A 13,457-nucleotide genomic window follows, 5' to 3' on the forward strand; every position below is an offset into this window, starting at 1 on the left:
CTGCGCGCGCCGCCGTTCTGCCGAACGTCTCACCCGAGCCCGCCCTGCGCCGCCCCAGCCAGTCCGAGTTATGAGTGAAAAAGAAATAACAGAAAAAACTCTCGTGCTCTTGTGTGTTAACATAAAAGCGGGAGAGCGGGAGAGCGGGAGAGCGGGACAGCGGGAGAGCGGGACAGCGGGAGAGCGGGACAGCGGGAGAGCAGGACAGCGGGAGAGCAGGACAGCGTTCATCCTGGTTACCCCTTCACCTCTTTACCCCTTTACGCCTTTACCCCTTTACGCCTTTATGCCTTTACCTCTTTACGCCTGAAGACTGAGGTCCACGAGCTTCGACTCCACGCCCGGAATCACTGCAACTTTGCGGGCGAGTTCCTCCTTCTGTTCGTCGCTGCCGTGTAGTTCAAGAATCAGCAGTCCCTCGTCGGAACAGTTGTCGAGTACGCCGTCGTGAATGCCCAGGCGTGTCTTGATGATACAGCCCCAGGCGGTAAGAACTTTCTGCACATTGACCGCGGCTTCACCACGTTTTCCGATGAGGATGAGGAGAATGGATTTTTTCATGAGGTGCTCCCGATTGAGGTGCGGAACATTTATTGGTGCAGAAAAATACGAAAAAGTCCCTACTCCCTACTCCCCACTCCCTACTCCCTACTCCCCACTCCACCTTGTCTCACGCCATAAAATGCAGTAAGTTATTTCAGACCTGTTAGTGCGATACGATGTAATACGGTGGATAAACACGGGGGTATGATGCGAACTGTGCGTGTATTCCTGCTTATCGGAGCGGCCGTTGTTTTATGCGGAGTCGAGAGCGTGGGGCAGCGGGTGGCGGTGCCGCTCGATTCTGCCGGACGTGTCCTACGCCTGTCCGGCGAGACGGTCGACCGGCTCGACCTGCTGCCGGAGTATCGCGGCCTCTCCGAGCTGCGTCTGTTCCGGAATCCCGATTCCACATACTCACTCGACATCGAATACACACAGGACGGACGCACAGCGCGGCTGTCCATCCCCATGAGCACAGCCGATGGCGACGCCTGGCGTTTGCGGACGGCACAGCTCCTGACGCGCAAACCCGCGGCACTCGCCTTCGATCAGGAGGGCCGCACGCGATTTCTCGTGGGCATGGCCGGACTCTCGATCGGTCTCTATTCCTGGTCGCTGCCCGTGATCCTCGACGCGGATGGCGGCGGCGCCGTGGGTGTCGGACTCGCCATGGGAGCCGGAAGTTATTTCTTTGCCTCCGCCGTCACGGCGAACCGTTCGCTCACCGACGGGATGGCCACACTCGCGCTGCAGGGTGGGTACCGCGGCAGTGTCGACGGACTTCTATTCGCCTCTCTCATCGATCCCGACATGGATGTGCAGGGTGTTGTTGCGTTGGCGACCGGCGCGAGCGTGGCGGAAATGTACGCGGGATATGTGATCGCGCGTGACAACGCGTTTACGCGCGGACGGGCGGCCACCATTGCCACGTACGGCAATTTCGGCCTGGGCATCGGACTCGGCGCCGGCATAGTTGCGGAGAGTGATCCGTTCGACGATGCCGGCGGCGCTGCATGGCTGCTCGGCGGCAGTGCCATCGGCTACGGTCTCGGCGCGTACCTGAGCGCCGAATCGAACTACTCGACAGGTGATGTGGATGTTGTCACAACCACGGGGCTGCTCGGTGCGGCAGTGCCCGCCTGTGTCCTCGTTGCGACACGTTCGGAGGACGAGCGTGTGTTCGCGGGCGCGATGTCGCTCGGGTCGATGGTCGGACTCGGTCTCGCACACACGTATCTGCGCGACCGCGACTACTCTGCGAGCCAGGGCTATTACGTGTACGGCGGCACACTCGCGGGCGGACTCATCGGCGCGGGCCTGGGATTTCTCCTCGCACCGGACGACACGCCGGAACCCGTCATCGCCGTTGCCACGCTGCTCGGATCTGCGTCGGGCTTCGCCACCATGCTGCTGTCGTTCGACGACGAGGCCAAGGCGGCAGCGCGCTCGTTTTCGTTGCGCGTCAATTTTGCGCCCGAGGTGCTGGCGCTCACACTGGCCGACTCGCCGGCCACACGCCGCCAGACGCTGCCATTTCTCTCTATCCACGCGACCTTCTGAGGTGTGAGCATGTGTGCGAAGAAAAAGATCGACGCGTCGCGAATGTGGAATACCATGACCGCACATCCAACAAACAAAGCAGGGAAGGGACGTATGGATTCGGGCACTGAGAGTTCGCGGCATCGATGGCGGCAATTCCGCCGCGACGCGATGCGTGGAGCCGTGTGCTGTGTGCTGCTTCTATTCGGAACCGCGTGTTCAGCACGCGCGCAGGATCTGCTCATCCCTGTTGATGCGGAGGCGCGGCTCGATCATCTGAGCGCCGAATTGGAGCGGCGCATCCATCTTTTCCCCGATGTCAGCGGTTTCCTCGAGGCGCGCCTGTTCGAAAGGGCCGATTCCACCTATGTGCTGGTCATCGATCACGGCACCGATACAGCGCCGTTGCGCAGCGAACGTGTGATGACACGCGAACAGATGCAGGATCTGCGGCGCGAGGTCACCAACCGCGCGCATCTGTACATGCCCGAGATGGTTGTGGACCGCGAGGGCCGCACCGCCTTCATCGCCACATGCGCCGGACTTGGCGGCACTTTCTGGGGACAGCTCATTGCCGATGGATTCGAGATACGCGGTGAACGGCAGCGCATCGGCACATCCCTGCTCACAGCGGGAATGAGCTTTGTTGTTCCCTATGCGCTGACACACAGCCATCGGGTCACGGAGGGCATGGCCGCACTGGCGTTTCAAGGTGGTCTTCGCGGACTCGTGGACGGTGTATTCCTCGTGAATATTCTGGACCTGCGGGACGATACCTACGCGTTTATTCCCCTCGCATTGAGTCTGGGCGAACTTTCCGCGGGTTACATGATCGCCGATGCCTACAACCTCGACGCGGGCCGCGCGAGCAGCATAGCGATAGGCGGCAATCTGGGTTTCGGCATCGGCAGTTCGGCCGCCGTCATGGTGGCGGGTGGGGACGCATTCAACGGCGATGGAGTGCCCGGAAAAGTTGCGGCGCTAGCAGGATCGGCAGTCGGCTATGCAACCGCCGCGCACATAACCAGCACCTCGCACTACACCACGGGCGACGCCAATGTGCTTGCGACGTTTGCGGTGATGGGTGCGGCTGTGCCCAGCACGGCCCTTGTCCTGGCCGAAGACGAAAAGCTAAGCCACTACGGCACCGCGTGGGTCATAGGCGGAATCGCGGGCATGGTGTACGCACATTCCTACCTCGAGCGGCGCGATTTCCTCACGTCGGAGGCAACCTTCGTGCAGCTCGGAACAGGTGTCGGAGCACTCGTCGGTTTAGGGGTTGGTGCAATTGCAGAAGAGGCACAGGATCGCAGCGAAGGCCGCATTCTCATGGCCTGCACAATGGGCGGTGCCTTGGCCGGATTTGTCCTCACGCTGAGCGCGTACGACCGCGACGCGCGCGCACATGCGCAGGAAGAGCGCAGCCGTACATCCATCGATATCTCGATCAATCCCGCCGCTTTGTTTGTTACCTCACGCACCATCAGGCCGCTGCCGTTTCTGAGTGTGTTCGGGCGCTTCTAGCGAGCGCGACGGGACAGCGGGAGAGCGGGACAGCGGGAGAGTGGGACAGCGAGAGAGCGGGACAACGGGAGAGCGGGACAGCGGGAGAGTGGGACAGCGGGAGAGTGGGACAGCGGGAGAGGGTGACGGATCTTATATGTTCTGTGCGGTGTATCGTCGCGCGTGAGTTGGAAAGCTTCACCTGCGAGTTGGTGAGGACGTATGTGTTACAGGAAACGAATTGGTACTTTACGTCTTCAGTAGTCCCCAGTGCCGTCGCACTTTCCGCCAGAGGCGGACTCAGTGAGACACCACGTCGCGTAACCGCCTTCGTCCCTCGTCCCTACTCCCCAGTCCCTCGTCCCCAGTCCCCAGTCCCCAGTCCCCAGTCCCCCGTCCCCAGTCCCCCGTCCCCAGTCCCCCGTCCCCACTCCCCACTCCCAACTCCCAACTCCCTACTCCACAAATGCTCCGCATCCCACTCCTCCTCCTCGTACTCGCGGCGTACACCTCGGCGCAGGAACTCGTGCAGCCCGGACGAATCGTGTCGGCGAAACAGAACGGCAATACCGTCGAGCTTCGCTGTGACAACGCGCGCGCCACGCTGACGTGGTATTCCGACGAGATTGTGCGTGTGCGCTTCGCGCGCGACGCCTTCGACGCCGAACGTTCATCCGCGGTGGTGCTGACATCCGGCCGGGCCATCAGCCCGCATGTCGAAGAAACGGATACATCGATCCGATATTCCACCGCGGCGATCACCGTGGAGATAACGCGCGGCACGTCACGCCTCCGCCTGCTCACGCCCGACGGCCGTGTGCTCACCGAGGACAACGCGGGCTTCGGCGTGACCTGGCAGGGGAGCGACGTCACCAGTCATCGGACCCTGTTCCGCGACGAACATTTCCTGGGGATGGGCGAGAAGACCGGTCCGCTGGACAGGCGCGGCCGCCGTTTCGTGAATTGGAATACCGACTTCCCCGCATACGGCATCGAGCAGGATCCGCTGTACGTGAGCATCCCGTTTTTCATCGGCGTGCACGATTCGCTCGCCTACGGAATCTTTTTCGACAACACACGGAAAACCGTCTTCGACTTCGGCGCGTCGAGCGACGGACGCTTCATGAGTTTCTCCGCGCCCGCGGGCGATCTCGATTATTACGTCTGTGCGGGTCCGACCGTTGCCGACGTGATCCGGCAATACACCACGCTGACCGGCCGCGCGCCCATGCCGCCGCGCTGGGCACTCGGATATCAGCAGTGCCGGTGGAGTTATTATCCGGAGTCCGAAGTCCTGAATCTCGCCCGCACCTTCCGCGAGAAAGACATTCCCTGCGACGTGATCACGCTCGATATCCATTACATGGACGCCTACAAAATTTTCACGTGGCATCCCGATCGTTTCCCTGATCCCAAACGTCTGGCTGATTCGCTGCACGCACTGGGTTTTCGTCTCGTCACCATCGTGGATCCGGGCATCAAGATCGAAAAGGGATATCCCGCGTACGAGGAGGGTCTGCGCGATGGTCACTTTGTGACGTATCCCGACGGCACACTCTACATCGGCGAGGTGTGGCCCGGCCGCTGCCACTTCCCGGATTTTACGAATGAAAAGACGCGGCTCTGGTGGGGCCGCTCCATGCGCGCGCTGACCGACGCGGGAGTGGACGGTTTCTGGAACGACATGAACGAACCCGCGGCCTGGGGACAGAACATACCCGACGTTGTGCGTTTCGGGTTCAACGGTCTGCCGGCCTCGATGCGCGAGGCGCACAACGTGTACGGCCTCGGCATGGCGCGCGCCTCGTACGAAGGCGCGCTGAAGCTCCGTCCCAACATCCGACCCTATACCCTGACACGCGCGGCATACGCGGGCGTGCAGCGCTATTCCGCGGTGTGGACGGGCGACAATCTCGCATCGGACGAACATCTCATGCTGTCGTCGCGCATGGTGCAGGGGCTCGGACTCTCCGGTGTGCCCTTCACCGGATCCGATGTCGGCGGCTTTATCGGCGATCCTTCGCCCGATCTCATGACACGCTGGATGAACCTCGGCGTATTCACGCCCTTCTTCCGTGCGCATAAACATTACGGTGGCAAGTCGGCCGAACCCTGGGCCTTCGGCCGCGATGCCGAGAACACGATGCGCTTGCTGATCCGCCTGCGCTATCGCCTGTTGCCCTACATCGAAGCGGCCTTCCGCACGCATGAACGGACGGGTCTGCCCGTGGCGCGTTCCCTCGCCATCGAATGGTCGCACGATCCCATGGTGTACGACTGGCGTTTCCACAGCGAGTACCTGTTCGGCGACCATCTGCTCGTCGCGCCCGTGCCCTCGACCGACCGCCGCGCGGATGTGTATCTGCCCGCCGGCATCTGGTACAGATTCGGATCGGACAGTCTTTTTCTCGGAGGAAGCATCCACACCGTCACGGCGCCCATCGCCGACCTGCCCGTGTTTGTGCGCGCCGGCGCCATCATACCGATGCGCCCGGTCGGGCGGAGCACGAGCGATAGTATCGGCGATACACTCGAGCTGCACGTGTGGGAGGGCGGTGCCATCACCGCGATGGTCTATCGCGAGGACGACGGCATCAGCGTGGCCGCGCCCTCGGCATCGACACTTGTCGAACACAATCCCGCGTCCCGCTCGCTGAGCTGGGGAAATACCGAGGGACGGGGCAGTTTCCGCGCGCGCGTCGTGCGCCTCGTGCAGCACGGATCGAACAAGGAAGGATCCGCGTCGGTGAACGGCGTTTCGGTTCCGTGGACCGTATCCACGCCGAAGCAACGCTCGCTGACCGTGCCCTTTACGCCGCAGACGACCATCACGTGGCGGGATTGACGCGCCTCCTCCCCGTATCTTTCCACCCCCGTTCCACGTACACAGACGATTCTCAACTCTGGAGCACCCATATGTGCCGTATCCCAAGCGCCGCCCTTTTTCTCACACTCCTGATGCTGCTCGCACGTCCGCTCACCGCGCAGAAGCTCACGTATCCGCACACACCGAAAGTGGATCATGTGGACGCCTATCACGGCGAGAAGGTCGCCGATCCATACCGATGGCTTGAAAGCATGGATTCAAGCGCCGTGGCTGATTGGGTGAAGGAGCAGAACGCGGTGACTTTCGAATATCTCGGAAAGATTCCGTTCCGCGAAAAATTGCGCTCGCGCCTCAGTGCCATCTGGAATTATCCACGCCAGAGCGCGCCGTGGCGCGCGGGAGAGTATTGGTTCATGAGCCGCAATACCGGTTTGCAGAATCAAAGTCTCGTGTACGTGCGCAAGGGCCTCGACGGCGCGGAACGTGTATTCCTCGATCCGAACACACTGTCGAAGGACGGGACCGTGGCGCTCGGCGGGCTGTTCGACTCCCACGACGGCACATACATGGCCTACACGATATCTCGCAGCGGCTCCGACTGGCAGGAGATACACGTGCAGAACATCGCCACCGGAGAAAAACTTTCCGATCACATCACCGGCGTAAAATTTTCCGGCGCGAGCTGGCACGGCAACGGCTTCTACTACAACCGCTACAGCGATCCGACGAAGGAGGACCTCTCGCTCTCGGCGGTGAACGAGCGGCAGAAAGTGTACTACCACAAGCTCGGCACGCCGCAGTCCGCCGATGTGCTGATCCATGAAGACTCGGAACATCCGCGCCGCACCTTCTCGGTGAGCAGCACCGACGACGAACGCTTCCTGATTCTTGCCGTCTCCGAACAGGGCAAGGACGGCAACGCCTTGTATGTGCGCGATCTCGCCAAAAAGGAGACTACGTGGCGGCCGATCGTCGAGACGTTCGACGACGACTTCTGGGTGATCGATCACGAGAACGGTGTACTTCTCGTCAACACCAACAAGGGCGCGCCACGCCGCACGGTGGTGCGGATCGATCCCGCGCATCCCGAGGAAAAAAACTGGACCGTGCTGCTGCCGCAGAAAAATGACGTGCTCGCCTCGGCGGGGACGGTGGGCGGGCGATTGATCGCCGTCTATATGCACGACGCGCATCACGCGGTGTTCCAATACACACTCGACGGAAAACTCGAGCGCGAGATAACGCTGCCCACGCTGTGTACCGTGGGGGGCTTCGGCGGGAAAAAAGAGGACCAGTTTACCTTTTATTCCGTCACATCGTTCACCTTCCCGAACGCCGTGTACAAGTATGAGATCACAACGGGGAAGTCCACGCTGTACTGGCGTCCCGACATCGCCGCCGACCTCGAAACCTACGAGACCCGGCAGGTGTTTTACCGCAGCAAGGATGGAACGCGCGTACCGATGTTTCTGGTGCATAAGAAGGGCCTGAAGCTCGACGGCACGAATCCGACGCTGTTGTATGCGTATGGCGGATTTAATGCGAGTATGACACCTTCGTTCAGCGCCGCGCGCCTGGTGTGGCTCGAGAATGGCGGTGTGTACGCGATGGCCTGCCTTCGTGGCGGAGGCGAGTATGGCGAGGAGTGGCACAAGGCGGGCACGCGCCTGCGCAAACAGAACGTGTTCGACGATTTCATCGCGGCCGCCGAATATCTTGTGAAAGAGAAATACACATCGCCGTCCAAACTCGCCATGCAGGGCGGATCGAATGGCGGACTGCTTGTTGGCGCGGTGGCGAATCAGCGTCCGGACCTGTTTGCGGTGGCCCTTCCGGCAGTCGGTGTGATGGACATGCTGCGTTTTCACACCTTCACGATCGGCTGGGCGTGGGTGAGTGATTACGGATCGAGTGACGATCCCGCCGAGTATCGCGCGCTCAAGGCCTATTCACCCTTGCACAACATCCGCAGCGGCGTCGACTATCCCGCCACGCTTGTCACCACCGCCGACCACGACGACCGCGTGGTGCCCGCGCACTCCTTCAAGTACATCGCGACCCTTCAGGAAAAGTACACGGGTAACAAACCTGTCCTTATCCGCATCGACACAAAGGCCGGACACGGCGGCGGCAAGCCGATGAGCAAAATCATTGAAGAAACCGCCGATGTCTATGCGTTTACGATGTATCATCTGGGGATGAATGCCGAGTGACACAACGATTTGCTGTATCCTCATACGCCTGTAAGGAGTCAGGATAAAGGAGTCAGGATAAAGGAGTCAGGAGACAGGAATCGACACGGTGCGTGTCTCCTGTCTCCTTCCTCCTGTATCCTCACACGAGTGTTAGGAGTCAGGAGACAGGAGTCAGAAGACAGGAATCGACACAGTGCGTGTCTCCTGTCTCCTACATCCTGTATCCTCACACGAGTGTTAGGAGTCAGGAGACAGGAGTCAGAAGACAGGAATCGACACGGTGCGTGTCTCCTGTCTCCTTCATCCTGTATCCTCGCACGAGTAGGAAAGATCCCACTCGCGGAAACAAAAACGAGCGGCCGGCGGCCGCTCGTTTTTTGTTCGTCCACTCGAAAAAATTACTTGATCAGCGTCATACTCCGCGTAATCACCGTATTACCCGCAACGAGCCGCGCAACATACGTGCCCGATGCGAGGGCGCCACTGTTCCATGTCGCGGTGTACGTGCCGGCGGCCTTGTCGTCGTCGGCAAGACGGGCGACTTCGCGGCCCATCATATCGGTCACAACAAGCGTCACGCGCGAGGCGGCCGGGATGCTGTACACAATGGTGGTCGCGGGATTAAACGGATTCGGATAATTCTCGAGCACCGCGAAGCTGGTGGAGAGGGGAGCGTCCACCGCTGTGAGAATGTCGTCGACGACATAGTGATCGTTTACCTGCAGCACCTCGCCGATGCCGTTCGCCGTGCTGCGATGGACAAAGGCCACGAGTTCCGCGTTCTCGGGAATCGAGTCCTTCGAGACGAACGAATATTGCTGCGAGAAAATCGTGCCGGCCGCGCCGGGATTCGTTCCGAGCACTTCCGTTCCGAGCGCATCGGGGAGCAACTGCTTCACGACGTGTTCGTGGAAGAACGGATTGATGATGGTCTGGTTCGGATTGCCGAAGAGTTTGTGCAGATAATTCTGGCCGCTCTCCATAAGCAGGAGGTTCAGTCGCAGCGGCGGCTGCACGTCTTCGAGGAACTTCACGTTGACGGTGATGGTGGTCTGTTTTGTCGCACGGTCGTAGGTCTTGTTCGAGAAGGTGATGTCGACCGGTGTGGTCTTTGCAGCCTGCGCTTCGACATACTTGCCCCACACATCGCGGCCGACCATGGTGTACTGCTCGCCGGCGTAATAATTACGATCCACAAAACCACCGGGGAAGAACTTCACGCCGAGCCAAGTCTGGTCTGCGTCGGAGATGAATTCCATCGCGTCACCGTTGTGATAGGAGGCGACAACGAGATTGTCGGGATAACGCTCCATGATCGCGTGGATGCTGTCCACACCGTAGGGACACCAGCCGCACCAGGTTCCGGTCCACTCTTCGAGGAAGACACGTTTCCCGACGCGATACGGATTTGTGACGGTGAACGAGAGGGGCAGTTTGTAGGTCGCGTGCAGGGGATCACTGCTCGTGAAATCGACACTGGCGGTGTGCGGACCGGCCGCAATGCCGTTGGCGTCGATGATGATGGTCACCTGACCATACTCGTCCGTGCGCAATGTGCCCTGCGACTGCACCACTCTCACCGCGCTCGCGCCTTCGCCCGACACCGCCGCGCTCCATGTGCACGAACCGGTGCCGGTGTTTGAAATCGTCACGAGGAAGCGCTTGGCGTCGCCCGGCTTCACCTGCGTGTTGATGTTTACACCCGCGACGGCGAAGTTCGGCGAGGCCTTGGTCTGAATCGCCTCGGTCGCGTCGGACTGTCCGCTGCCCATCGTGCCGCCGAACACGTACAGGAGCCCCGTGCCGTCGTAAATGAAGCGTGTGGTGGAATGTGTACCCGAGGGTTTGTCGGACTGCGCTTCCCAGGTGTCGGTTGCCGGATCGTAGGTAAAGGCCTTGGAGCTGACGCCGGAGTTCGTGCGTCCGCCCGCGAGCCAGATCTTGCCTTCGGCCGCGCCGACACTCGCGCGTTCGATGCCTGCCGGTGTGCCGGCGGGGAAATCCGCTACCTTGGTCCAGGTGATCGTTGTGCCCGATACTTCGCCCTTGTACACTTCCTTTTTCACCGCGGGCTGCACCTTGTTGTTGTAGCCGCCGATGATGTAGCAGGTGTTGCCGATGGCCGTGGCGCCGATGTTGCGCGCCGCGAAGGGGAGCGGCGTTCCCGCTTCCCACTTGTTTGTTGCGGGATCGAATATCTGCACGAGATCCTTGTAGTCGGTGTTGAATCCGCCGCTGGCCGATCCGCCAACCACGTAGATTTTGTTGTCGACCACAAAGGAACCCGCGGCCGCCACAGGCGTGGGCATCGGCGACAATTCCTTCCACTGATTTGATGCCGGATCAAATTCGGACACCGGATTCACCAGTCGGAAAATGGGGGAGAGTGTCGAGTACCCGCCGATAAAATACACCTTGTCGTTGATCGATTCCGCGATGCCGTAGTTGCGGTTCAGCGGCGATGGAATGCCGCGCGTCCACGTGTCGGTGCCGAGGTCGTAAATGTATGAATCGAGTGATGCGTCTGTACCAGTGGTGCCACCGAGGACAAACACTGCTCCGCCGATACGTGCGGCGGCATGATTGATTTTCGCGACAGGCATCTTCGTGAACGTCGTCCACTGACCCGCGACGCGATTGCCTTCGCCCTGACCCTGCGCGAGCAGTGTGGATGGCATGGCGGAAACAAACACGCCCGTTGCAAACAACAGGGCGAGAAGCGTGTACACACGTCTCATAGGAACTCCTTTAAAAGTGTATCGCCGTGTCGCCGGACGGAATGCCGCCTCGGCGTCTGAATTTCCTGGGGTTGGGAGGTGTAAGGGCGGGATGCCTAGTACTGCACAATGAAGCAATGTAGGGAGGACACGTTTGAAGGTCAAGCAGGAAAAAACAGGACCGGCTACAGCGACTTTTCTTTCACCGGAATCGCAGGTCATGCGGGAATCCCGTATTTTTTTCCAGCACAATCGGAGGTACACCATGGCGATCCGCTTCTCGTTTCGTAGTGCTTTGATCCGCTCCCTCGTTTTTATAGTGCTTGCGGTCTCGTGTACGATATCCGCGGCGCTGGCGCAGAAACCCCTGGTGTCGTTTGGTGTCGTGGCCGACGTGCAGTGGTCCGACCGCGACGCGGACGGCCCGCGCGACTATCGGGGTTCGCTCGCGCGGCTCAGGACCGTGCTTGCCGCGCTGAGTGTGGAAGGTGTGGCGTTCACGGCCTCGCTCGGCGACAATATCGACGGGTGGGAGACCGATTCGCTGCGCTCCGGTCGCGACATCGACACCGTGATGCGTACCTTCGCCGCTATCAAAGGCCGCACAGTGTACGTGGCGGGCAATCACTGCCATCGTGCCGGGGCGTCGGTATTGCGGAAGAAGTGGAAACTGAAGTCGCTGTACCACGACTTTGTCCTGCCGGCGGCCAAGGGCTGGCACTTCGTTGTGCTCGACGCCAACGACGGCGCTGGCGCCGAAATCGGCGAGAAGCAGAAGCTCTGGCTGCGCGGAGTGCTTGCCGCGGCGGCAAAAAAGCGCGAACGGGTGATTGTCTTCTGCCACTACCCGCTGCTCTTCGAGGCCTCGCCCAATCACCGTCTCGACAATCCCGCCCCGATACTGTCCATCCTCGATTCTTCCCGCTGCGTTGTGGCCTGGATAGCGGGCCACGACCACATAGGCGGCTACGCACTCAGAAACGGCGTTCATCACATCACGGTGAAAGCGCTTGTCGAATATCCCGAGAAGCCGCCCTTCGCCGTCTTTAAACTCTATGCGGATCAAATTGTGGAAGTCGGCTACGGCGCCGAACCGATGCGGATATGCCGGATTGAGTAGTGGTGCTGCTGTTTCTTTAAACTCTCTGTGCCGGATCTGTGTCCTGTCTCCTAACACGAGCGTGAGGATACAGGATACAGGATACAGGAGTCAGCAACTGAATCAACCCATGTCTCCTGCATCCTTTCTCCTGATTCCTAACACGAGCGTGAGGAAACAGGATACCGGATACAGGAGACAACAGCCGGTCGACATATTACTCCTGTATCCTGTGTCCTAACTCCTCACACGCGCACACGTAGTAAACCTTGTAGAGATGGGAAAACGGACTGATTTCAATCCCACTTGCATCGAATCCCCGGACAGCGTAGATTCGGTTAGACAAATAGCTAAACAGGAAAACGATGCCGGTACAGTGGACGGAAAACAGAAAAAAGGTCGCGCGATTTTTGGAGCGCTACGTGGACGAAAACGGGCGCGCGCCGAGTCTGGATGAGATCGCCGACGCGACAGGTCTCTGGAAGCGCAGCGTCGAAATCGTGCTGAAGGGCCTCGAAAAAATGGGCGTGATCGAAATCACGCCGGGCATCAGTCGCGGCATCCGGTTGATGCGCCACATGGAGGTGCGCGTGCCGATACTCGGGGATGTGCGCGCAGGCGCGCCCGCACTCGCGCAGGAGGAGGCGCTCGAGTTCCTGACCTTCGACAAACGCATCGTGCCCTTTGAAAATCCCGTTGCACTGCGTGTGCAGGGTTTCAGCATGAAGGACGCGGGCATTCTGCCTGGGGACGTGGTGCTGCTGCGCGAACAGCGCCATGCCTCGACGGGGGAAACCGTGGTTGCCTGGTACAACGGCGGTTTGACCGTGAAGACGTTCTCGCAGAGCGGGCACAGGGTGCGGCTTTTGCCGGCCAATCCCTCGTTCAAGGAGATCGAGGTGGAAAAAGAGGATGAGTTCTTTATTGTCGGAAAGGTGATGCTCGTGCTTCGCGATCTCGGGAACTGTTTTGACTTCCGTACCGAATCGGCGAAATTGAACTGATCAATTCGCCTTGTATCACGGTCGCCGGGG

8 protein-coding genes are annotated in these 13,457 nt (G+C 60.2%); 6 read left to right on the forward strand and 2 right to left on the reverse strand.

The annotated features are described in order from the left end of the window. Positions 1 to 300: 300 nt before the first annotated feature. Positions 301 to 561 carry a hypothetical protein gene (locus tag HY962_05135; GenBank protein MBI5646297.1) on the reverse strand — a complete coding sequence of 87 codons (261 nt, stop codon included), beginning with the start codon at positions 559 to 561 and terminating at the stop codon, positions 301 to 303. 186 nt (positions 562 to 747) lie between these two features. Between HY962_05135 and HY962_05140 the strand changes: the two genes are divergently transcribed. The 4 genes from HY962_05140 (at position 748) to HY962_05155 (ending at position 8,625) form a co-directional block, all read left to right on the forward strand. Next, positions 748 to 2,103: a hypothetical protein gene (locus HY962_05140; GenBank protein ID MBI5646298.1), complete on the forward strand. Its 1,356-nt coding sequence runs from the start codon at positions 748 to 750 to the stop codon at positions 2,101 to 2,103. A 54-nt stretch (positions 2,104 to 2,157) separates the two neighbouring features. Continuing rightward, positions 2,158 to 3,606, forward strand: a complete 1,449-nt coding sequence (locus HY962_05145) for a hypothetical protein (protein MBI5646299.1) — start codon at positions 2,158 to 2,160, stop codon at positions 3,604 to 3,606. Between the two features lie 445 nt (positions 3,607 to 4,051). Further along, complete coding sequence (locus HY962_05150; protein ID MBI5646300.1) at positions 4,052 to 6,430, forward strand: glycoside hydrolase family 31 protein; 2,379 nt, start codon at positions 4,052 to 4,054, stop codon at positions 6,428 to 6,430. A gap of 113 nt (positions 6,431 to 6,543) precedes the next feature. Further along, entirely contained in the window at positions 6,544 to 8,625 is a 2,082-nt protein-coding gene (locus HY962_05155; protein ID MBI5646301.1) for a S9 family peptidase, read from the forward strand. 380 nt (positions 8,626 to 9,005) lie between these two features. Here HY962_05155 and HY962_05160 read toward each other — a convergent pair whose 3' ends face one another. Next, entirely contained in the window at positions 9,006 to 11,345 is a 2,340-nt protein-coding gene (locus HY962_05160) for an Omp28-related outer membrane protein (protein MBI5646302.1), read from the reverse strand. Between the two features lie 244 nt (positions 11,346 to 11,589). Between HY962_05160 and HY962_05165 the strand changes: the two genes are divergently transcribed. Continuing rightward, positions 11,590 to 12,444: a metallophosphoesterase gene (locus HY962_05165; GenBank protein MBI5646303.1), complete on the forward strand. Its 855-nt coding sequence runs from the start codon at positions 11,590 to 11,592 to the stop codon at positions 12,442 to 12,444. A 344-nt stretch (positions 12,445 to 12,788) separates the two neighbouring features. Continuing rightward, on the forward strand, positions 12,789 to 13,427 hold the full coding sequence (gene lexA / locus HY962_05170; GenBank protein ID MBI5646304.1) for a repressor LexA: 639 nt from the start codon (positions 12,789 to 12,791) through the stop codon (positions 13,425 to 13,427). The last annotated feature ends 30 nt before the right edge of the window (positions 13,428 to 13,457 follow it).

The sequence above is a fragment of the Ignavibacteriota bacterium genome (assembly GCA_016218045.1).
GTDB lineage: Bacteria > Bacteroidota > Ignavibacteria > SZUA-365 > SZUA-365 > JACRFB01.

Bases quoted from the DNA above. Each gene is read 5' to 3' on its own strand.
- HY962_05135 (MBI5646297.1), bottom strand. From the start codon at position 561: ATGAAAAAATCCATTCTCCTCATCCTCATCGGAAAACGTGGTGAAGCC.
- HY962_05140 (MBI5646298.1), top strand. From the start codon at position 748: ATGATGCGAACTGTGCGTGTATTCCTGCTTATCGGAGCGGCCGTTGTT.
- HY962_05145 (MBI5646299.1), top strand. From the start codon at position 2,158: ATGACCGCACATCCAACAAACAAAGCAGGGAAGGGACGTATGGATTCG.
- HY962_05150 (MBI5646300.1), top strand. From the start codon at position 4,052: ATGCTCCGCATCCCACTCCTCCTCCTCGTACTCGCGGCGTACACCTCG.
- HY962_05155 (MBI5646301.1), top strand. From the start codon at position 6,544: ATGCTGCTCGCACGTCCGCTCACCGCGCAGAAGCTCACGTATCCGCAC.
- HY962_05160 (MBI5646302.1), bottom strand. From the start codon at position 11,345: ATGAGACGTGTGTACACGCTTCTCGCCCTGTTGTTTGCAACGGGCGTG.
- HY962_05165 (MBI5646303.1), top strand. From the start codon at position 11,590: ATGGCGATCCGCTTCTCGTTTCGTAGTGCTTTGATCCGCTCCCTCGTT.
- lexA (MBI5646304.1), top strand. From the start codon at position 12,789: ATGCCGGTACAGTGGACGGAAAACAGAAAAAAGGTCGCGCGATTTTTG.